Origin of the sequence: Pantoea sp. EKM101V, assembly GCF_011800325.1 — a bacterium.
GTDB classification, from domain to species: domain Bacteria; phylum Pseudomonadota; class Gammaproteobacteria; order Enterobacterales; family Enterobacteriaceae; genus Pantoea; species Pantoea anthophila.
In genome coordinates this window covers 580,638-600,211 of sequence record NZ_JAALFP010000001.1, presented here as the reverse complement: position 1 = coordinate 600,211, position 19,574 = coordinate 580,638, and the positions used below count along the sequence as shown (strand labels likewise).

The 19,574-nt window shown below is 58.8% G+C and carries 19 protein-coding genes; 6 read left to right on the top strand and 13 right to left on the bottom strand.

Features of this window, described 5'->3' with window-relative positions; translation table 11 throughout:
- Nucleotides 1-2: 2 nt before the first annotated feature.
- Nucleotides 3-239 carry a DUF1656 domain-containing protein gene (locus tag HFD92_RS02920; protein ID WP_167428255.1) on the bottom strand — a complete coding sequence of 79 codons (237 nt, stop codon included), beginning with the start codon at nt 237-239 and terminating at the stop codon, nt 3-5.
- Between the two features lie 150 nt (nt 240-389).
- Between HFD92_RS02920 and slyA the strand changes: the two genes are divergently transcribed.
- Nucleotides 390-827, top strand: a complete 438-nt coding sequence (slyA, locus tag HFD92_RS02915) for a transcriptional regulator SlyA (protein WP_009090453.1) — start codon at nt 390-392, stop codon at nt 825-827.
- Nucleotides 828-864: 37 nt separating this feature from the next.
- Here slyA and slyB read toward each other — a convergent pair whose 3' ends face one another.
- On the bottom strand, nt 865-1,332 hold the full coding sequence (slyB, locus tag HFD92_RS02910) for an outer membrane lipoprotein SlyB (RefSeq protein WP_009090452.1): 468 nt from the start codon (nt 1,330-1,332) through the stop codon (nt 865-867).
- 282 nt (nt 1,333-1,614) lie between these two features.
- Between slyB and anmK the strand changes: the two genes are divergently transcribed.
- Complete coding sequence (gene anmK, locus HFD92_RS02905) at nt 1,615-2,736, top strand: anhydro-N-acetylmuramic acid kinase (protein ID WP_154928346.1); 1,122 nt, start codon at nt 1,615-1,617, stop codon at nt 2,734-2,736.
- Between the two features lie 46 nt (nt 2,737-2,782).
- Here anmK and HFD92_RS02900 read toward each other — a convergent pair whose 3' ends face one another.
- The 3 genes from HFD92_RS02900 to HFD92_RS02890 all read right to left on the bottom strand — a co-directional run bounded on the left by HFD92_RS02900 (nt 2,783) and on the right by HFD92_RS02890 (nt 5,077).
- A complete protein-coding gene (locus tag HFD92_RS02900) occupies nt 2,783-3,016 on the bottom strand; it encodes a DUF4060 family protein (protein ID WP_009090450.1) in 234 nt (77 codons plus the stop codon).
- 227 nt (nt 3,017-3,243) lie between these two features.
- Entirely contained in the window at nt 3,244-4,455 is a 1,212-nt protein-coding gene (locus HFD92_RS02895; protein WP_009090445.1) for a diguanylate phosphodiesterase, read from the bottom strand.
- A gap of 100 nt (nt 4,456-4,555) precedes the next feature.
- Nucleotides 4,556-5,077: a GNAT family N-acetyltransferase gene (locus HFD92_RS02890; RefSeq protein ID WP_009090443.1), complete on the bottom strand. Its 522-nt coding sequence runs from the start codon at nt 5,075-5,077 to the stop codon at nt 4,556-4,558.
- 296 nt (nt 5,078-5,373) lie between these two features.
- Between HFD92_RS02890 and HFD92_RS02885 the strand changes: the two genes are divergently transcribed.
- On the top strand, nt 5,374-5,610 hold the full coding sequence (locus HFD92_RS02885) for a hypothetical protein (RefSeq protein WP_009090441.1): 237 nt from the start codon (nt 5,374-5,376) through the stop codon (nt 5,608-5,610).
- Nucleotides 5,611-5,706: 96 nt separating this feature from the next.
- Here HFD92_RS02885 and HFD92_RS02880 read toward each other — a convergent pair whose 3' ends face one another.
- From HFD92_RS02880 to HFD92_RS02870, 3 genes are read right to left on the bottom strand one after another with little or no spacing between them, the layout of a single operon-like run.
- Nucleotides 5,707-6,867, bottom strand: a complete 1,161-nt coding sequence (locus HFD92_RS02880; protein ID WP_167428254.1) for an MFS transporter — start codon at nt 6,865-6,867, stop codon at nt 5,707-5,709.
- Nucleotides 6,867-7,406 (bottom strand): TetR/AcrR family transcriptional regulator, encoded by a 540-nt coding sequence (locus HFD92_RS02875; protein WP_167428253.1) that lies wholly within the window; start codon nt 7,404-7,406, stop codon nt 6,867-6,869. Before HFD92_RS02875 ends, HFD92_RS02880 begins: the two co-directional genes overlap by 1 nt.
- A gap of 3 nt (nt 7,407-7,409) precedes the next feature.
- The gene (locus HFD92_RS02870) at nt 7,410-7,568 is read right to left on the bottom strand and encodes a hypothetical protein (protein WP_167428252.1); all 159 of its coding nucleotides are present in this window, start codon (nt 7,566-7,568) and stop codon (nt 7,410-7,412) included.
- Nucleotides 7,569-7,949: 381 nt separating this feature from the next.
- On the opposite strand from HFD92_RS02870, the gene HFD92_RS02865 reads away from it, so the two are divergent.
- Complete coding sequence (locus tag HFD92_RS02865) at nt 7,950-8,222, top strand: hypothetical protein (protein ID WP_009090436.1); 273 nt, start codon at nt 7,950-7,952, stop codon at nt 8,220-8,222.
- 98 nt (nt 8,223-8,320) lie between these two features.
- On the opposite strand, the gene HFD92_RS02860 is transcribed toward HFD92_RS02865, so the two are convergent.
- From HFD92_RS02860 to treZ, 4 genes are all read right to left on the bottom strand, one after another.
- Nucleotides 8,321-9,085, bottom strand: a complete 765-nt coding sequence (locus HFD92_RS02860; protein ID WP_009090434.1) for an SDR family NAD(P)-dependent oxidoreductase — start codon at nt 9,083-9,085, stop codon at nt 8,321-8,323.
- A 120-nt stretch (nt 9,086-9,205) separates the two neighbouring features.
- The gene (gene glgX / locus HFD92_RS02855) at nt 9,206-11,281 is read right to left on the bottom strand and encodes a glycogen debranching protein GlgX (RefSeq protein ID WP_111207478.1); all 2,076 of its coding nucleotides are present in this window, start codon (nt 11,279-11,281) and stop codon (nt 9,206-9,208) included.
- A 50-nt stretch (nt 11,282-11,331) separates the two neighbouring features.
- Nucleotides 11,332-13,860 (bottom strand): malto-oligosyltrehalose synthase, encoded by a 2,529-nt coding sequence (gene treY / locus HFD92_RS02850; RefSeq protein ID WP_167428251.1) that lies wholly within the window; start codon nt 13,858-13,860, stop codon nt 11,332-11,334.
- Nucleotides 13,857-15,641 carry a malto-oligosyltrehalose trehalohydrolase gene (gene treZ, locus HFD92_RS02845; protein WP_167428250.1) on the bottom strand — a complete coding sequence of 595 codons (1,785 nt, stop codon included), beginning with the start codon at nt 15,639-15,641 and terminating at the stop codon, nt 13,857-13,859. The genes treY and treZ overlap by 4 nt, the downstream gene beginning before the upstream one ends.
- 413 nt (nt 15,642-16,054) lie before the next feature.
- On the opposite strand from treZ, the gene HFD92_RS02840 reads away from it, so the two are divergent.
- Nucleotides 16,055-16,348: a hypothetical protein gene (locus tag HFD92_RS02840; protein ID WP_046101752.1), complete on the top strand. Its 294-nt coding sequence runs from the start codon at nt 16,055-16,057 to the stop codon at nt 16,346-16,348.
- A 36-nt stretch (nt 16,349-16,384) separates the two neighbouring features.
- Here the strand turns inward: HFD92_RS02840 and HFD92_RS02835 are convergent, their stop codons facing one another.
- Nucleotides 16,385-17,641, bottom strand: a complete 1,257-nt coding sequence (locus HFD92_RS02835) for a mechanosensitive ion channel family protein (RefSeq protein ID WP_009090423.1) — start codon at nt 17,639-17,641, stop codon at nt 16,385-16,387.
- A 214-nt stretch (nt 17,642-17,855) separates the two neighbouring features.
- Here HFD92_RS02835 and HFD92_RS02830 point away from each other — a divergent pair, with 214 nt between their 5' ends.
- On the top strand, nt 17,856-19,514 hold the full coding sequence (locus HFD92_RS02830) for a methyl-accepting chemotaxis protein (RefSeq protein ID WP_167428249.1): 1,659 nt from the start codon (nt 17,856-17,858) through the stop codon (nt 19,512-19,514).
- Nucleotides 19,515-19,574: the final 60 nt, after the last annotated feature.

Below are 19,574 nucleotides of genomic sequence, written 5' to 3'. Positions count from 1 at the left end.
GATTATCCGTGACCGATGAGCCAGAGTGCGGCGGTAACGCACAGCACAAACAGGGAGAGATCAAACAGAGTGGGATGCCAGACGTCGCCGGAGTAGATCCAGCCGCGCACCAGGGGGTGGATCAGCAGCCAGAAAAAGAAGCCAAGGAGCACCGCCTTGAATATCGGCGGAAAAAACAGTGAGGCGCCCACGACCAGATCGGTCAGCGGTTTCGCGTCGGATAAAGCGGAGGTGAGCACGTGATAACATCCCTCGTTAACCCAAACGGCAGGGGGAGAGCGCTGCCGCGATTTCCTGGCCTGGCCCGGGATTTGTAATTTGTCCTGTAAACTCGCAGAATAGTGTAGAATCTGGCTTGATAGCTAGCAAGCTAATTATAAGGAGATGAAATGGATACGCCCCTCGGAACGGATTTATCTCGCCTGGTGCGCATCTGGCGCGCGTTGATTGATCAGCGGCTGAAGCCGCTTGAGCTGACTCAGACTCACTGGGTGACGCTGCACAATATTCATCAACTGCCGCCCGAACAGTCGCAGATCCAGTTAGCCAAGGCGATTGGCATTGAACAGCCCTCTCTGGTCCGCACGCTGGATCAGCTGGAAGAAAAAGGGTTAATTACCCGCTCGACCTGTGCCAGCGATCGTCGCGCCAAGCGCATCAAACTCACGCAGCAGGCGGAGCCCATCATTGAGCAGGTGGAGAGCGTGATTGATGAGACGCGGGACGACATTTTGTCCGGCATCAGTCGGGAAGAGATCAGCCAGATGGTGACGCTTATCGCCCGGCTTGAGAAAAACATTCTCGAACTGCAGAACAAAGAGAAATAAAAAACCGACGCCCAGGCGTCGGTTTTTTTTTGCTATCTCAGCGAGGTGAAACGGTGACCTGGCTGCCGTTAGAGGCCATCACGACACGCTGGCCAACGGAGTAGCGTGAGGCGGCCTGTTTCTGAACCACCATGATGGTGTTGCCATCATCCTTACGGATTTCCAGCTCAACGCCATCGGTTTTATTGATTGCGCCCTGAACGCCCTGGCCCGCAACGCCGCCCAGCACCGCACCACCGGCTGTCGCCAGGCTACGACCTGCGCCGCCGCCAATCGTGTTACCCAGGAAGCCACCCAGCACGGCACCGCCGATAGCACCGATAACGTTACTCTCATCGCCGCCCTGGATTTTCACCGGGCGAACGGAAACTAACGTACCGTAAGAGACGCTCTGCACCTGCTTGGCTTCACTGGCACTGTAGGTATCACCCGACAGCGTACTGGTATTGCTACAACCTGCCAGCATGACACCGGTCAGAGCGACCACAATTACACGCTTAATCATCTGAAACTCCTTTAGTCGAGAAGGCGCCACGTTTACCGCTGTATCCTGCTCACAGTATAAGACACAAACCTGGCAAATTAATCCCTGTCCGAATAAAACACGGTTGAACGAAGCATAGACTATGTAAGATCAACAATAATTCAATCGTGGATCAAAAATAGTCCCGCAGCGTTACCGGTCAGCACATTTGGATAAAAACAAATTAATCATAGAATTAGCGGGTGTAATTTGTCAGGCTAGCCGCAGATAAATTGCACCTCCCGCCGGATGTAAGGAATGGCTATGAAATCAGGACGCTATATCGGAGTAATGTCAGGCACCAGCCTGGATGGAGTGGATGTGGTGCTGGCGGCCATTGACGAAAATATGGTGGCTCAGCAGGCGAGCTATTCGCATCCTATCCCCGCCGGGCTGCGCCAGGCGATCCTCGCGATTTGTCAGGGACAATCCCTGACGCTGTCGCAGCTGGGGCAGCTGGACACCCGTCTCGGCCAGCTGTTTGCCGAGGCGGTCGTCACGCTGATGAAGCGCGAATCCCTTGAGGCCAGCGATATCACGGCGATTGGCTGTCACGGTCAGACCGTCTGGCATGAGCCGCAGAGCGACGCGCCCAACACCCTGCAGATTGGCGACAACAACCAGATTGTGGCGGCGACCGGCGTCACGGTGGTGGGCGACTTCCGTCGCCGTGACATGGCGCTGGGCGGGCAGGGCGCGCCGCTGGTGCCGGCTTTTCATCAGGCCCTGCTGATGGATGCCACGGAACGCCGCATGGTGCTGAATATTGGCGGCATCGCCAACCTTTCGCTGCTGATACCGGGGCAGCCGGTGCGGGGTTTCGATACCGGTCCCGGTAATATGCTGCTGGATGCCTGGATCTGGCGGAATCAGGGCCTGCCGTATGACAAAGATGCACAGTGGGCGCGAAGCGGTACGCGGGTTCCGGCGCTGCTGGAGGCGCTCTTAAGGGAGCCCTGGTTTGCGCTTCCGCCACCCAAAAGCACCGGGCGCGAGCACTTTAATCTGGGCTGGCTGGAGCAGCATCTGCGCTATTTCCCGGGGCTGGCTCCGCAGGATGTGCAGGCGACGCTGGTGGAGCTGACCGCCATAACCATCACCCAGCAGATATTGCTGAACGATGGCTGTGACCGTCTGCTGGTGTGCGGCGGCGGCGGCCGCAATCCGCTGCTGATGGCGCGCCTGGCTGCTCATCTTCCCGGCACCGAAGTGACCACCACCGATGCGGCGGGTATCAGCGGTGACGATATGGAAGCGCTGGCGTTTGCCTGGCTGGCGTTTCGCACGCTCTCCGGGCTGCCGGGCAATCTGCCTGCGGTAACGGGCGCGCGGGAGAAGAGCGTGATTGGCGCCATCTATCCGGCCAATGCGCTCTACCGGCGTTAACCTGCGAACCGGGGGCGGTCAGCCCCCGCTGGGTAAGGGGTGACCGTCAGGCGGCACCGGGGAGATGAGTGAGGTTACGGACGCCGGTAATCACGGTTGCCACCATGGTTTCGCGTCGGGTAATGACTTCGACCTGATAAAAACGGCTGCGGTAGGCGATGGAGTAGATGATGGGATGGTACTTGTTGCCTTCTCCGTAGCGGGCGTAGTGCGCTTCGAGCGCACGGGTTGCTGCCAGGATATGGGAGGGTTCTTTATCACCGCGGATGATTTGCTTCATTCAGTTCCTCAAATGCTGTCCCTGGAGTCACGTCGCACGCATGGCGCGTTGCGCTGGCCTAAACACTGAACATCTGACTGCTAAATCGGTAATCACAGACTGGGCAATAACTGACTCTGCCGGGCGAAGATGACAGAAAAATGATTGCCCGGCGCTGTTTATTATTTAGCAGTCGCCAGGGGATCCGGCAAGGCAGGGAAGCGCAAAATCATCCAAGTCGCAGGGGGTTAAAGCAGCTCTGGCCAGGCGACGGCCGCAATGCGGTTCAGCTCAGGTTTTGAGAAGAGGAAGCCCTGAAACTGGGTCACGCCTGCCGCTTCGAGCCACATCCACTCTTCGGGCTGTTCGATGCCCTCCGCGATCACGCCGATTTCCAGTGACGAGCAGCATTTCAGAATGGCATGAATGATCGCCTGCTTCGGTCCGCTTTTATGCACGCCTGAGATAATCGCCCGGTCAATCTTGATCTTGTCCGGCTGAATGCGGGTCAGCAGCGACAGCCCGGCGAAGCCGGCGCCAAAATCGTCCAGCGCGAGGCTGATGCCCGCCGCCTTCAGCTGGCGAAGGGCCGCTTCAAAGGCATCCGGCTGCGAGATAATTTCATTCTCGGTGAACTCCACCATGATCTGCTCCGGCACCAGCCCCTGGGCCGCGATCGCCTCCAGCAAAAACGGAACCGCATCGGGCACTTCCACCAGGGTCATCGGCAGCAGGTTGATCGACAGGGTCATTCCCTCAATCCCCAGCTGTTTTGCCTGAGCAAACGCGATTTTCTTCGACTGCAGATCGGTCTGATAGAGCTGTTCACGTGACAGCCCTGCAAAATAATCCAGTGGCGGTTCACCCTGCGGGCCGCGCAGCAGTGCCTCCAGTGAAACGATTTCACAGGCAAAAGGATCGACGATCGGCTGAAACGCGAAGCTGACCTCATCCGTCGCCATCAGTGCGGCATCGCCTTCACGCTGCTCTGACTCGTCGCGGATAAAGGTCCAGCCGCTGGCGGAAGGGATCTCAAAATAGTTCTCTTTTTCCCGCGCTTCGACAAAGGTACGCAGGAACTGCAGAGCGCGGTCGGAATAGGTCATCTGGTAGCGGGTGGTGCATTTCTCCAGCACCGCTTCCAGTACCGTCTCTTTATCGTGCAGACGGAGATCGAACAGTTCCATACCGACGTGACCAAACCGTCGCGCCGGGGCGTAGTCGCGCAACAGTTCAACCAGATTATGATGGCGCGGATCCTGGCAAATCCGGTTATAGACCGCTTTTACGGCCGCTTCCGGACCTTCCAGCAGCTGAAAAAAGTGTGTTCCATTGAACAACAGAATCCCGGTGACGCTGGATGATTTGTTGATTTTGTTCGCTTTTAATGCCAAATCATGCAGAAGCCCCAGTGACACATTTTCAGTGATGTGGCTTCTGTAGATGATTGTCGACAACATAAAGATTTCCGGGATTTTTTATTTTTTGTTAACACACCTTACCAGAAGGTTCTCCTGGGGAGAACGAGGGGGAGTGCGCCTTTCTTACTCTGGAACTATTTTAGTCGACAGGAAGCGCTGAATCACCTTTTCCCAGCGCACGCTGCATAAAAACCGTATCCAGCCAGCGGCCCTGTTTGAACCCGACCGAACGCAGGATGCCGGTCATCTCAAAGCCCGCTGCGCGATGCAGCGCAATGGAGCCCTGGTTCCCGCTGTCGCCCACGTTAGCGATAAGCTGACGAAACCCCGCCTGCTCTGCCCAGGCAATCGCATGATGTAACAGGCGTGACCCGACGCCACGCTGCTGAAATCCCGGATCGATATAGATCGAATCTTCCAGCGTGTGCCGGTACGCATGGCGCGGACGATAGGGGGCCAGATAGCAGAAACCGCGCACCTCACCGTCGCTGACGGCGATAAACCACGGCAGGCCCGCCTGCTGAATCTTATGCATCCGCCCGGCGATTTCGGCGACATCAGGCGGAACCGTCTCAAAGGAGCCGGTGCCATTAAGAACATGCCAGGCGTAAATCTGCTGAATCGCCGGGATATGAACATCCTCTGCTGCAAAAATTTCCATTGTCACGCTCCGGTATTATCTTTAACGGCTGTACCTGGTGAAAAAACAACGGTATAGCGGGTCGTCAGGGGACGCAATGAAAATCTTGCGGGTGCGCATTCTCTCCTGTCGGCTCGCTTACCAGGATTAATCCTGGCAAATCGGAGGGCAGAATGCCAGGCAGCATGAAAGAGGCAATATCCGGGGGTATTAAGCCTTTTCTGAAAACCGCGCCAGCCGGATGATTCATTCCAGTGTTAGGGCTATTATCTCTGCGGTTTCGGTTGAGCTGATTTAATATCCGGGAGTGCGGCGTGATGCGATTTGTTGATTTTCTGAAAAGTAAGCAGGGGCTGCGCGCCGCGAGAAATCACTGCTTTGAATTAAATGGTGTGGTGCTCGGTCATTTCACTGCGCTATTTCTGCACGATAACCAGATTATTTTTACCAAAGATGGCAGGCATTGCGTCGTGCCTTATTATCTTGGTGCTGATGACGATTTAACTGAGCAGACGATTAATCCGCGCATTAATAATATCCGGGCGCTGAACTGATTAATTCCGCTATCGCCCGCCACGCTTAATATACTTCGCGTGCGGAGGTTATATTTATTCGCCAGAAAATGTGCGTTATCCCTCTTTTCGCTCTGTTCACGGCTGCCGCCGATCGCGCTGTGGCGCTTTCACACGGTGCGGGGCAACAAACAGCAGCAGCAGGGCACTGGCAGCAAACAGCGTCAAAGCCGTAACGGCGCCCAGCGCGGCATAGAGCTGGCCAAACAGCAGCGATCCCACCACCTGACCTGCCGCCAGCATAAAGAACAGCATCCCGACACCGGTTGCCGGATCGTCAGCGGTGGCCTGCGCGCCCCAGACCAGTAACACCCCTGACAGCGTGACATAGCCTGCGCCACAACAGGCCACCGCCACCATTAAGCCCGCAGAGTCGCCCCGGCTCAAAGCCAGCACCAGCAGCGGCACGGCCATTCCGCACAGCGCGAGCCGGTAGACCCCATTCAGTCCGATACGGGCAGCCAGCGGGCCGGTAAGCACACCGGCAATGCCCGCTCCTCCGGCAATCAGCCAGAGCAAACGGGCACTCTCCGCATCCACGCCGACGTGCTGACGCAACAGCACCGATCCAAAACTCCACCAGGCCGCACTGATCAGGCCTGAAACAAGCGCAATGCCCATCAGCCGCCGCAGTGCGCGGCAGTACAGGCGTGGCTGCCCGTGACGCCTTTGCGGCCTGTGAGCAGCGGTGTGAGAGGATATGTGACGCATCACCGGCAGCGCACAGGCCAGAGCGAGCAGGGCGAAGAGCCCGCAGGCGGCGCGCCAGCCGCCCGGCAGCGTGCCGAGAATGATAACGGAGAGGATAATTCCTGCGCTGGTACCGGCATTGATCAGGGTGTTGATGCGCGGCTGGCGCGCCGCGGGCACACAGGCACTGACTGCCGCCGCCAGGGCGGGAGATGCCAGGCCGGAACTGAATCCGGCGATAAAGAGCCCGGCCGCCAGCAGCAGCGGCGAGGTGGCGAGGGCAAGCAGCAGCAGACCAGCTGTCGCACAGAGTGAGGCGAGTAGCGCCGTCAGCCGCGCACCGTAGCGCCGGGCCAGCGTCGCGGCGCTGAGAATGGTCAGACAGTAAGAGACAAAGCTGCAGGCGGAGAGCAGACCCGTCTGCTGCGGGCTTAACGGGATCGCTGCCGATATGGCGGGCAGCATCAGCCCCCATGAGAAGCGGGCCATGCCATAGGTTACCGCGATCAGGCTGAAGCCGGTCAGAGCCAGCGCAGCAGGCGACCTCATCAGGAAGCCCCTTTCTGAAGCAGCAGCTGGCTGGCGATCTGCGCCGCATGCTGCGCGGCGGCGGGGCCGGTAATCAGCGCGGTGGTAATCGCCCCTTCAAAGAGCATCCAGATGGCATCGCTCAATGATCGATCTTCGGCACCGTGCAGGCAGGTTACACAGTCGGCGATGTAGCGGCGCATGGCGGCGCGGAATGCCAGCGCCTGCTCTGCCAGCGCCTGATCCCGTCCGGCATATTCTCCCCAGGCTTTAAGGAAGAAGCAGCCGTGCGCACCGTTTGCCTCTGTCCAGCTGGCCAGCACGCTAAACAGCTGCGCGATCGCCTCCGGCTGTTGGGCCGGCAGCAGCTCAGCCATAAAGCGCTGCTCACGCGCCGCCATCACCGCGGCGGTCATCGCCTCGCGTGAGGGAAAGTGATGATAGAAGGTTCGGGTGGAAACGCCCGCTTCCCGACAGAGCTGGTCGGTACTGGTGGCGTGGAACCCGTGGGTGTAAAACAGCCGCTCGGCAGCCTGAATGATGTCATCGCGTTTTTTCATCCTTTAAAAGTAAACCGTTCGTTTTACTTTTGCAAACCGGGCACGGCTGGATGCGTCCACCGGTATTGATAAATCCGCGAAGCCAGGGGACTTAGCGTTCCGCTTAAAGGCGCGCCCTCTGTCACTTTCACGCTTTTTCAGCTTCAGTTCATTAATACTCATAATTACCCCTGCGGGGGTAAGTGATTTCAGCGCTGCGTCTGATATGACCCGGACGGCAGAAGCGGATTTTCCGTAAAGTTATTTCATTAAATAGATGATATTTATAGATAATTATAGTTTTTCGCTGTTCTGGCATGCATTAGCACGGTAAATGCTTATAACGCGCTGAAGCGGCAGGCGGGGATCGGCGGCGATAAATAGCTGAAGCGAGTGAGGCGGGTAAAAAGGGCATATTCTCAAAGTCAGTCCGCCCTCTGTAATAAAGTGGTTTTAGGGATAATTCTCAGTTAGTTTAATAAAGCTTCAGATTACAAATAAAATCTCTTACGAATTTTGGTTCGTTTTTTTAAGACACATACAGCAACTATCAGGATGACTACCATGCTCAAAGCCAGCTATTATTATCTGTGCCCGCGTCCCATGGGTGGATGGATTTTACACAAAGAAGGTTGCGTTAATCTGTCAAAGAACGATAAGCGCGTGTTTATTGGTTCGCTTTATACCCGTCAGCAGGCGCTGGCCGTGGCGAAAATACATCATGCCAATGCCATTCTCTGTAATGCCTGCCTGAGTACTTTTATTTGTCCGGGCAGCAGTACGGTAATTAAACCGGCACGCGCTGCCACGCCAACCCGTCATACGCCAAAACATTAAGCGCCGGGCTCTTTTTCCGGGAAAGCAGATAAGGGCGGGAATAAAAGCGGGGGTAGTCTGAATTAAAAAAGGGCAGCGTTAATACGCTGCCCTGAGGATTATGCCTGTTTAGGCTGTCCGTTTGATGCGGTCAGCCCGCCATCGACCGGCAGATTGACGCCGGTAATATAGCTCGCCTCATCGCTGGCAATAAAGACAATAGCCCTGGCGATATCATCCGCCTCACCCGCGCGACGCAGTGGAATACGATCGTAAAAGCGCTCAAGCAGCGCCGGATCCTGTTTGGTATCTTCCGTCAGATCGGTAAAGGTAAAGCCCGGACAGATCGCATTGATGCGGACGCCGTCCGCGCCGTAGTCCATCGCCAGGGCGCGCGTAAAGTTGGTAATCGCCCCTTTGGCGGCATTGTAGATGCTCATACCCCAGTCACCGCCTAAGCCGGAGACCGAGGAGATGTTAACCACGTTACCTTTGCTCTTCAGCAGGGCAGGCATGAAGTAGTGAACGCCGTGGAAAACCCCGTCCAGGTCGGTTTTCATCAGCGTTTTCCAGTCCTCAAGGTCCACTTCATGGATGCGGCCCTGGACAATCACGCCAGCATTATTCACCAGCACGTCAACCCGGCCATATTTGTTCAGCACGGTTTCTGACAGTTGTTTAACCTGGGCTGCGTCTGAGACGTCGCAGGCCGCTACCAGGTGGTCACCCGGCGTCAGTCCGGCCAGCGTCTCTTCGAGTTTCTGCGCGGTGCGTCCCACCAGCACCACTGACGCGCCTTCTTCTGCAAAGCGTTTTGCGCTCGCCTCACCAATGCCGGACCCGGCACCTGTCACAACCACAACTTTCTGCGTAAATCTGGACATTATGCCTCCTTATCAGCATCAATTTTCACGTTTAACAACCGGTTAAGCCTGGCAGTGATTGCCAGAAATTCAAGCGCAGCGTCAGAGGCGCTGCGCCTGAAGCCTTACCGTCATCCCTAATCAGGGACGTCTGAACAGTGCGAAGCTGCGTCCTTCCAGCTCAAAATCCTTCTCTTTGGTGATAACCAGACCGCGTTTCGCCACGTCGCTGGTGGTCAGCTCCAGCACCCAGCCCCCTTCACCAAACTGCGGGATGCGGAAGGGCACGTTGCCCTCAAACGGGTTAAGCAGCATCAGCACATCGTGCCAGATACCCTCTTCGGTCTGCAGGTCGGGCCGCCCGATATAGACGCCCAGCGTGGAGCCTTCATCCCACTGCTCACTCTGCTGGAACCCGCCGCCGGCGTTGAACCATTTGATATCCATGCCGTCGCGCCAGTTCTCGCGACGCAGCAGAGGCTGCTGAGCACGCAGGCTCAGGATCTGGCGGGTGAACGCGCGCAGCGCTTCGGCGGATTCCGGCAGGTTATCCCAGTGAACCCAGGAGATTTCACTGTCCTGGCAGTAGCCGTTGTTGTTGCCCATCTGGCTGCGGCCAAACTCATCGCCTGCCAGCAGCATCGGCGTGCCGTGTGAGAAGATCAGGGTGGCGAGGAAGTTGCGCTTCTGACGCTCGCGTACGGCGTTGATGCCTTCGTCGTCCGTCGGGCCTTCTGCGCCATAGTTGTACGAGCGGTTGTCGTTGTGACCGTCGTTGTTATCTTCGCCATTCTCATCGTTGTGCTTGTCGTTGTAGGAGACCAGGTCGTTGAGCGTGAAGCCATCGTGCGCCGTCACGAAGTTGACGCTGGCCCACGGGCGACGGCCGTGCTGATCGTAAAGATCGCCGGATCCCAGCAGACGGGCGGCAAAGTCGGTCGAGACGTTGTTGCCTTTCCAGTAGTCGCGCACCGTGTCGCGATACTGATCGTTCCACTCTGCCCAGCCTGGCGGGAAGCTGCCGACCTGATAGCCACCCGGTCCGATATCCCAGGGTTCACCAATCAGCTTTTTCTGTGACAGGATCGGGTCCTGCATCACGGCATCGAAGAAGCCGCCGCGCGGGTCAAAGCCATCCGGTTCGCGCCCCAGAATGGTGCCGAGGTCAAAACGGAAACCGTCGATATGCATCGACTCAGACCAGTAGCGCAGCGAATCGAGCACCATCTGCAGCACGCGCGGATGCGAGGTATTGACGGTGTTGCCGGTTCCGGTGTCGTTGATGTAGTAGCGGTGCTGATCCGGCAGGGTCCGGTAGTAGGAGAAGTTATCGATGCCTTTAAACGACAGCGTCGGCCCCAGCTCATTCCCCTCGGCGGTGTGGTTGTAAACCACGTCGAGGATCACCTCAATGCCGGCATCATGAAAGGCGCGAACCATGTCGCGGAAGCCCTGAATGCCGCGCGGGCCGAAGTAGCGGGTCGCGGGCGCAAAGAAGCCCAGCGTGTTGTAGCCCCAGAAGTTTTTCAGCCCTTTATCCAGCAGATGCTGATCGTCCGGGAACCAGTGCACCGGCAGCAGCTCGACCGAGGTAATGCCTAAGCTTTTGATGTAGTCGACGGTCGCTTTATGGCCCATGCCGTCAAAGGTGCCGCGCAGTTCGGGCGGCAGCGCCGTGTTGAGCTGGGTAAAGCCTTTAACGTGGGTTTCATAGATCACCGTTTTTGGCCATGGCACGTTCGGACGGTTCCTGTCCTGCCAGTCAAACTCGTTGGGATCGATAACCCGGCACTTCGGTGTAAACGGCGCGCTGTCGCGGCTGTCAAAAGTGAGATCTTTATCATCGTGATAGAGATCGTAGGCGAAGTGCGCCTCGTTCCAGGCGATGTCGCCCGCCAGTTCGCGGGCGTAGGGATCGAGCAGCAGCTTGTTCGGGTTAAAGCGATGACCATTTTCCGGGTCGTAGGGACCATAGACACGATAGCCATACAGTGCACCCGGCTTCAGACCCGGCACATAGCCGTGCCAGATTTCATGGGTATATTCCGGCAATTCCAGACGGGCGATTTCCGTTTTACCGCTGGGATCGTACAGACAGAGTTCCACCCGCTCGGCGTGGGCGCTGAACAGGGCGAAGTTTACGCCCTGACCATCAAAGTTTGCCCCCAGCAAATGGCTGTAACCCGCCGTAATTTCAAAACGCTGACTGTTTGACATTGATGCCTCGTTATTCAGTGAACAGATTGACGCGTAACAGAAAAAAGATTTCAGCGTGCCACCAGCACGGCGCACCACTGCGACGCCAGGTCGCCCAGCGCCAGCGCATCGCCTGCATCGAGCGTGTTACCGCTCAGCACATCCTCATAATGGCGCTGACGCAGCCCGTCCGGCAGGGCGAGGCTGATCTCTGCCCAGCGCGCCGCAGGCGGCTGATCCAGGTTTTCCGGCAGGGCGTCAAAGACCCGGCGCGACACAATGACAATCACCGCCTGATCCCCATGGGTGCGGGCAAAGGCCAGCACCTTGTCCGGCTGCCCACCCCCGGCTTCCAGCGCCAGATAGTCGCCGTGGCGGAACAGGTCAGGTTGCTGCTGGCGCAGCGCCAGCAGCTTCACAATCGCCTGCTGATTAACCTGGCCACGTCGCCAGTGGGCCTCACTGCCGTCGTGCTGCGGCGCACGGAGCATGGCGGCCAGCGCGTCAAAGTCGGGCTCGCGGCGGTTATCGGGGTCGACCAGGCTGAAGTCCAGCGCCTCGCTGCCCTGATAAATATCGGGCACGCCCGGCGCGGTGAGTTTCACCACGGTCTGGGTCAGACTGTTGACCAGGCCCGCGCGGATAAAGGGCTGCAGCGCCTCGCAGAAGTCATTAAGGAAGGCGTGACTGGCGGGCGAGAGCAGGTGACGGGCATAGCCCAGCACCGCCTCTTCATAGGCGTCATTGTTGTCGGCCCAGTCGGTGCGCAGCTTGGCTTCACGCAGCGCTTTTTCTACGTAAACCACAAAGCGGGCCTCCAGCGCCGCCAGACCTTCCGCGTCGTCCGGTTGCAGGGTGGTCGGCCAGACGCCAGCCAGCGCTTCATAGAGCATCCATTCGACCGCCGGCTCCGGTGCCGGGCCATCTTTCAGCCGGACGACCTGATCCTGATTCATCTCCCGCCAGCGGCTCACGCAATCCGCCCAGCGCTGCGGCGCTTCGGTCAGGGTATAGAGCCGCGCACGCGCATCTTCACCGCGTTTGGTGTCGTGCGTTGAGGTACCCGACAGTGCATCGGGCTGATGTTCGCGCCGCGCCTGCATTTCGGCGTGGAACTGCGCCAGCGAGAAGTGACGCGCCAGCGGTTCAGCGCCGACCTCATTCAGCGCCAGCGCCATGTGCTGACGGAAGAACAGCGTATCTTCGACAGACTTCGCCATCAGCGGGCCGGTCAGCTGCTGGAAGCGGGTGCGGAACTGCGTGGCATCCTCGCGGGCCGCAGAGGCGACCTCTGCCCGCAGAATCCGGGTCAGAAAGTCGAGCGCCGTGCTGTCTGGTGCCGTGGCGCTGGCTTTCACCTGGCCGACCACCTGCTGCAGCAGCTGCTGGTCGGCAGGGGTCAGGCCCTCCGGGGTGCCGTAGGTGCGATAGACCGGGAACGCTACCAGCAGCTCGCGCAGCGCATTTTTCAGCTCAGGCTCCGGCTGTGGCGTGCCCTCTGCGTCGGCGATCGTCAGCGCCAGCTGGAGTAACCGGTTAAATTCTCCGGCAAAATTACGGTTCGCCATCAACAGCTTGGCGGCGCGCAGCTCCGCTTTCATGTCCACGGTTTTGCCAATCACCGCCTGATAGGCTTTGCGCAGGCCACTCAGGCGATCGCTGTCGACCAGCAGGTTGGCGAGCGCCGCCATAAACTCATAGCCGGTGGTGCCGGAAACCGGCCACTCATCCGGCAGCTGTTCATCCTCACCTAGGATCTTCTCCACGGTGAGGTAGCAGTCGGGACCCGCCGCCTGGCGCAGCTGCTCCAGATAGCCGCGCGGATCGGCCAGGCCATCGACGTGATCCACCCGCAAGCCCTGCACCGCGCCGCTGTGAACCAGTTCAAGAATCAGCTGGTGCGCTGCGTCAAAGACCGTTTTGTCCTCCACGCGCACGCCCACCAGACCGGTCACCTCAAAGAAACGCCGGTAGGAGAGGTCGCGCGGCGCATCGCGCCAGGACATCAGTCGCCACGGCTGCTGGTCATGCAGGGCCGCAATCTCTGCGGCATCGCGCAGGGCGAGCACCGCCTCTTCCCGATCCTGCCAGGTCCGTGGGTCCAGCGGGTAGAAATTGTCAAAGTAGGCCAGCGCCGGCTTGCCGCTCTGCGGGTCACGCTGCACGCTGATCTCGCCATTCGCCAGCACCGCCTCAAAGGTGTCACCGAGGAACGGCAGTGTCAGGCGATGTGACCAGTCGATATCAAAATAGCTAGCGTAGCGACTCTGTTCGCCATGTTCGATCACGTCGCGCCACCACGGGTTCTCCAGCGACGCGGCCATATGGTTCGGCACAATGTCGAGGATCAGGCCCAGTCCGGCGGCCTGCAGCGCGGCGACCATCCGATCAAATCCTTCGCGTCCGCCAATGGCGGGTTCGATCTCGTTGACGTCGGTGACGTCATAGCCGTGGGTGGACTCCGCGGTCGCGCTGAAGATCGGCGAGGCGTAGAGATGGCTGATCCCAAGCTGTTTCAGATAGGGCACCAGCGCCGCGGCGCGGTCAAAGGTCATGCCGTTGCGGAACTGGATGCGATAGGTTGCGGTTGGAATAGTCATGCGGTTTCTCCCTTAGCCAGACGCACCACGATAGAGTCAGGCGTGAGTTCAGTTGCGGCCTGCGGCCAGGCAAACAGGGTCTTACCCGGCAGATCGGGGATCGGCTGCGTGCGGTTGCTGACGTTCAGCGCCAGGGAGAGCGTGCCCGCCGGGAAGTCCCAGCGCACCGCGAGGAAGCCCTCTGACGTCGTGATCACCTGGCCGGCGTCCCCCCCGGCGCTCTGCAGCAGCGGCACGATATGCTGCTGACGCAGGCTGAGCAGCTGGCGCGTCAGTGCCAGCCACTGCTGGCCTTCCGGCGTCTCCCTCTTTTGCCAGTTAAGTTTCGACTGTTCAAAGGTGGTCACATCATTAGGGTCCGGCACGGTTTCACCGTGACCGGCATGGCCTTCAAATTCTCTGGCGCGGCCTTCGCGCACCGCTTTAGCCAGATCGCCGTGGAAATCGGTGAAGAACAGGAACGGCTGGGTTTCGCCATACTCTTCGCCCATGAACAGCAGCGGGATATGCGGCGAGACCAGCAGGGTGGCCAGCAGCACCTGAGTGCGCGCCGCGCCAGCCAGGCTGATGAGCCTTTCGCCCTGCGCCCGGTTGCCCGTCTGATCGTGGTTCTGGATAAAGTCGACAAAGGCCACCGGCGGCTGGCTGCTGCTTTTCACTCCACGCGGTTCACCTGACTGCTTCGACACTTCGCCCTGATAGACAAAGCCTTCTGCCAGCGCCCGCGCCACCTGCTGCGCCGGATGATCGGCAAAGTCCTGGTAGTAGGCGTGATCTTCCCCGGTCGCCAGCACATGCACGGCGTTGTGGAAGTCATCGTTCCACTCCCCCGTGAACAGCGGAGCGTCGCCTTTTTCATCACGCGGATGAAGGAAGGTGACATTGCGGCAGTCTTCGGTGGTGAGATGGATAGGGCGATCGGTAATCGTCGAGCGGATGCGCTCGGCAATCTCAATCAGCACATGCTTTTCGCTGGGATCGTCAATCTGATCGATGGCGTCAAAACGCAGGCCGTCGAGATTAAACTCCTGCAGCCAGTAGAGCGGCGCCTCCACAATGTAGCGCCGAACCGCATCAACGTCATAGGCGATGCCTGCGCCCCACGGCGTCTTGCGCTCCTGATGGAAGAAGTCAGGCGAGAGCAGGGGCAGATAGTTGCCCTCCGGGCCGAAGTGGTTCAGCACGATATCGAGCACCACCGACAGACCGTGGCCGTGCGCTGCGTCGATAAAGGCTTTGAAATCATCGGGTGTGCCGTAGGCGGCGTGCGGTGCATAGAGCAGCACGCCGTCGTAGCCCCAGCCGCGGTTGCCGCCAAACTGCGACACCGGGAGCACCTCGATCATGGTAATGCCGGTTTCCGCCAGCACCGGAAGCTTTTCAATCGCGGCCCGGAAAGTGCCTTCGGGGGTAAAGGTGCCGATGTGCAGTTCATACACCACCGACTCCGGCCACGGACGACCGCGCCACGCCGTGTTCTGCCACTGATAAGCATCAGGATCGATCACCAGAGAGGGGCCGTTGACCTCCGCTTTCTGGGCGCGGGCGGCGGGATCGGGCACGGCTGTGCCATCGGCCAGCACAAAGTCATACTCCGCGCCGGCGGCCACACCGGCAACCTGCGTCTCAAACCAGCCGTCAGCCTGCGGGGTCATCTCTATGTCTTTACCGGAGAGGCGCAGCGTTACACGTTGCTGGCCGGTTGCCCAGAGGCGAAAACGCACCTCATCACGGGCAACCCGTTCAGCGCCCCAGCTTTTGGAAAAAGATTTGGATTCCATTCAGTTGCCTCATTTAGCCTGGAAATGCGCAATGGCGTCCATCGCGCGAAAAGGATGTTGATCATGCAAATGTCAAAAATCATAAACCTGCCAGCGAGACCAGGATGCCGGGTGGGCCGGCGCGTCTCTTCAGCCAGGAAGCTGGACTGGTATTCAGTGTGATGCGGTGGAAAAGGGCGGTGAGACCGCTTCCACGCGGCTACAGTGAATAATCATAGACTAAGATGTTGCCCTCGCCGGGCGGCGGAGGGGCTGGTGAACAAAATTTGCGTTTATGACGCTGTATCAGCGTGATCCGGGATGAGTGAAAGCGGGGACGGCGCAGAAAAGGCTGACGGAGGGGGCGGATTCGCTATAAGCTCAGGCACGTCCGGACAGGCTCGCCCGTGACGCTGAATGTTTAAGGAGAGGATGTGAGGAAAAACGCCCTGTTAGCCGTGTTGCTGCTGCTTTCTGCCTGCTCTAACCGGGTCGGACACCGGCTGGACAATACGCATCTGCAGCAGATTCATGCCGGTCAGACCACCAAAGCCCAGCTGATCGCCCTGTTCGGCCAGCCCGACAGTGAAACACCCTACCCGGACGGGCAGCGCCTGCTGAAATGGACCTACAGTGAGGCGCGCACCCTGAATACCACCGAGGGGCAGACGCTGACCGTGCAGATGAAAAATGACAGAGTGCTGAACTATGCGCTGAGTAAAAGCTGAACCGCGCGGCAGCAGGGGCCGCCGCGCGTGGGGGGGTTACTGTTCGCTGCTCTGCTGCGCGTCCCGGCTCCCGGGGTGCGGCTGAGCCAGCCGGGCGAAATCGGACCCCGCCGGATGCTGATAGATCTGCAGTTCAAACAGACGGGCCATCGAATAGATAAACTCAAAAATTTCCGCCTGGGTATTCTCATAATCCACCCACAGAATGGAGGAGGTGAAGCAGTAGATCTCCACCGGTAACCCATCCGGTGACGGTTTCAGCGGCCTCACCACGATATACATCTCTTTCTGAATATCGTGACGCTGGGCGAGCCAGGCGGTCAGGAATTTACGAAACACCATCAGATTGGTAATGCCGTTCTCCATAAACCAGCGGTCGCCCACAGCGCTGATGTCGCGCCCGTCCAGCAGCCCGGTGATCGCTTCGCTGGCGATGCGGATCTGGCTCATCGACTGCAACATCTCCTGATTCACAAAGGTGATCGACTTCTGATCCAGATAAAAGCTGCGCATGATACGGCGCGCACCGGAGGAGAACATCGCCTGCCAGTTCGTGTAGGTCTCGGTCAGGAAGTTCTTGGTCGGGATGCGCGAAATGGTGTTGTCCCAGTTGCGGATGGTGATGGTGTGCAGCGCAATATCGATCACCTCACCACTGATATTGTTATCCGGCATCTCAATCCAGTCGCCCAGCTGCAGCACGTCGTTGGAGGAGAGCTGAATATTGGCCACCAGCGACAGCAGCGTATGCTGAAAGATCAGCATCAGGACGGCGGCCACCGCACCCAGCGAGGAGATGATGATCGCCGGTGACTTGTTGGACATAATCGCCAGAATCATGATCGCGGCGATAATGTGCACCAGGATTTTACCGATCTGGATGTAGCCTTTAATCGAGTGATTCTTGCGCTTCGATTTGCGCGAATAGGAGCTGTTAACGATCTCCAGCACTTCGTTGAAGAAGATCGACAGATAGATAAAGAACAGGATGCCGCAGATGGTCTGCACGGCGATCTTCAGATGCTCCGGCAGGCCGGGCATGAACTGCAGGAAATTGTAGACCACAATGACCGGCACAAAATTGGAGAGCTTCTGCGAGAGGCGCACATCTTTGTCCAGCGGCACGCCCTGTTTGTGGCTGCTGAAGAAGACTTTCCTGACCACTTTGACGATGAAGAATTTGCAGATCAGGTGAGTGACCATCCCGGCCATAATCAGCAGCAGCAGGCTGAAGCTGGCCGACAACACGCTGTTTCCCTCAATAAAACGCATCAGACTCTGTATGTAATGCATGATAACCACGTGCAAAAAATGTAAGGGGCGAATTCAACCACAGCAGAGGGGCGGATGTTAAGCGGCGAATGCGCTCAGAGGCCTTCGCGGCGCTTTTTTTGTCCGGCTGAGTGTGCCTGGCATCACGCCGTGAAAAAGCTTTTCCATCAGGCACTCAGATAAACGCGGCGCTGGCCGATAACGCTACTATCTCCTCTGATATGAGCCTGCTCACATGATAAAAAATCTTAAAATAACGCACGGTATTCTGGCGGTGCTGGCCGTCTTCATCATTTTACTCACCCTGACCGGTTTCCTGTTCTACAACGGCATGGCAAAGGCCGATAAAAACTTCGTGGCCGCTGAGCAGCTGACGCTGCAGCAGCAGCACCTGAGCGATGCCGTGAAAACCCTGATCAAAACCCGCGTCACCATCAACCGTGTGGCGATCCGTTTCCTGAAGAATCAGCAGGACCCGAAATCGCTGGCGGCGATGGCGACGCTGCTGGAGCAGGCGGGACAGTCTGCGGCGGCGGCCGACGCCGACTTCACCGCCTGGCAGGGGCTGACGCAGCAGGAGAAACAGAGCGACGCGCAGGCGACGCAGGTGAAGGCGGCCTATCAGCAGATGCGTGAAACCATGCTCGCCTCCATCACCTTTCTGAAGCAGGGCAACTATCCGGCTTACGGCAACCTGGAGGCGCAGGCCGCCCAGGATCAGCTCGACAGCGCCTATCAGGCCTGGCGTGCGCTGAACATCCAGCTGATGAAAGCGACCTCCGAGCATAATCAGCGCAGCCTGACGGATGCACTCTGGACGCTGCTGACCATCGGTCTGATTACCGTTGTGGTGGCCGCAGCGGTCTGGGTCGGGCTGCAAAAACTGCTGGTCGGCCCGCTCGGCAGGCTGACCGGTTACATGCGTGCCATCTCGGGCGGTGATTTAACCTCCGCGATTCAGCAGGAAGGGCGCAATGAGATGGGGCTGCTGGTTCAGGAGCTGCAGCAGATGCGCGATGCGCTGGTGGTGACCATCACCTCGGTTGATGACGCTACCCGTTCAATCTTCACCGGTGCGGCGGAGATCTCCGCGGGCAGCAGCGATCTCTCCTCCCGCACCGAACAGCAGGCCGCCGCGCTGGAGCAGACCGCGGCCAGCATGGAGCAGCTCACCTCGACGGTGAAACTCAACGCCGACAACGCCCGCCAGGCGACCACGGTGTCAAAAGAGGCGTCAACCACGGCGGTGCAGGGCGGCGAGACGGTGGCCCGGGTCATCGCCAACATGGATCAGATCAGCGAAAGCTCCGGTCAGATCGCCGGGATTATTGCTATTATCGACAGCATCGCGTTTCAGACCAACATTCTGGCGCTGAATGCGGCCGTTGAGGCGGCGCGCGCCGGGGAGCAGGGTCGGGGATTTGCAGTGGTGGCGGGTGAAGTGCGCTCGCTGGCTGGCCGCAGCGCCACGGCCGCGCAGGAGATCCGCGGCCTGATTGACTGCTCTGCTGAGCGGATCAGAACCGGTGCCGGTTACGCCGCGCAGGCGGGCAGCGCGATGGAGAGCATCGTGACATCGGTAAGCCGGGTCACGCAGCTGATCGAAGAGATCGCCGCCTCCTCGACCGAACAGACCCGTGGCATTGAGCAGGTCTGCATCGCCGTTTCAGAGATGGATGGCGTTACGCAGCAGAACGCCGCGCTGGTGGAGGAGTCTGCCAGTGCCGCCGCCTCGCTGGAGGAGCAGGCAAGTTACCTGCGTAAAACGGTCGCGGTTTTCAAAACCGGCACGCTGCACGCCGCGTTTACAGCCGCACCGGTCGCGAAGGCGATCGCCGCGCCACAGCGTCAGCCTGTCGCCGTGGCCGACAACGACAACTGGCAGAGCTTCTGACGGGAACGCCTTTTACGTCAGGGTTCCGCTTTCTCCGCCATAAAAAAAACCGCCCGGGGG

Coding starts and splice junctions, on each gene's coding strand:
- HFD92_RS02875 (WP_167428253.1), bottom strand. CDS start 7,406: ATGAAAAAACGCGATGACATCATTCAGGCTGCCGAGCGGCTGTTTTAC.
- HFD92_RS02870 (WP_167428252.1), bottom strand. CDS start 7,568: ATGAGTATTAATGAACTGAAGCTGAAAAAGCGTGAAAGTGACAGAGGG.
- HFD92_RS02880 (WP_167428254.1), bottom strand. CDS start 6,867: ATGAGGTCGCCTGCTGCGCTGGCTCTGACCGGCTTCAGCCTGATCGCG.
- treY (WP_167428251.1), bottom strand. CDS start 13,860: ATGACTATTCCAACCGCAACCTATCGCATCCAGTTCCGCAACGGCATG.
- HFD92_RS02895 (WP_009090445.1), bottom strand. CDS start 4,455: ATGTTGTCGACAATCATCTACAGAAGCCACATCACTGAAAATGTGTCA.
- HFD92_RS02885 (WP_009090441.1), top strand. CDS start 5,374: ATGCGATTTGTTGATTTTCTGAAAAGTAAGCAGGGGCTGCGCGCCGCG.
- HFD92_RS02835 (WP_009090423.1), bottom strand. CDS start 17,641: ATGCATTACATACAGAGTCTGATGCGTTTTATTGAGGGAAACAGCGTG.
- treZ (WP_167428250.1), bottom strand. CDS start 15,641: ATGGAATCCAAATCTTTTTCCAAAAGCTGGGGCGCTGAACGGGTTGCC.
- HFD92_RS02830 (WP_167428249.1), top strand. CDS start 17,856: ATGATAAAAAATCTTAAAATAACGCACGGTATTCTGGCGGTGCTGGCC.
- slyB (WP_009090452.1), bottom strand. CDS start 1,332: ATGATTAAGCGTGTAATTGTGGTCGCTCTGACCGGTGTCATGCTGGCA.
- HFD92_RS02865 (WP_009090436.1), top strand. CDS start 7,950: ATGCTCAAAGCCAGCTATTATTATCTGTGCCCGCGTCCCATGGGTGGA.
- HFD92_RS02860 (WP_009090434.1), bottom strand. CDS start 9,085: ATGTCCAGATTTACGCAGAAAGTTGTGGTTGTGACAGGTGCCGGGTCC.
- HFD92_RS02890 (WP_009090443.1), bottom strand. CDS start 5,077: ATGGAAATTTTTGCAGCAGAGGATGTTCATATCCCGGCGATTCAGCAG.
- anmK (WP_154928346.1), top strand. CDS start 1,615: ATGAAATCAGGACGCTATATCGGAGTAATGTCAGGCACCAGCCTGGAT.
- glgX (WP_111207478.1), bottom strand. CDS start 11,281: ATGTCAAACAGTCAGCGTTTTGAAATTACGGCGGGTTACAGCCATTTG.
- HFD92_RS02900 (WP_009090450.1), bottom strand. CDS start 3,016: ATGAAGCAAATCATCCGCGGTGATAAAGAACCCTCCCATATCCTGGCA.
- slyA (WP_009090453.1), top strand. CDS start 390: ATGGATACGCCCCTCGGAACGGATTTATCTCGCCTGGTGCGCATCTGG.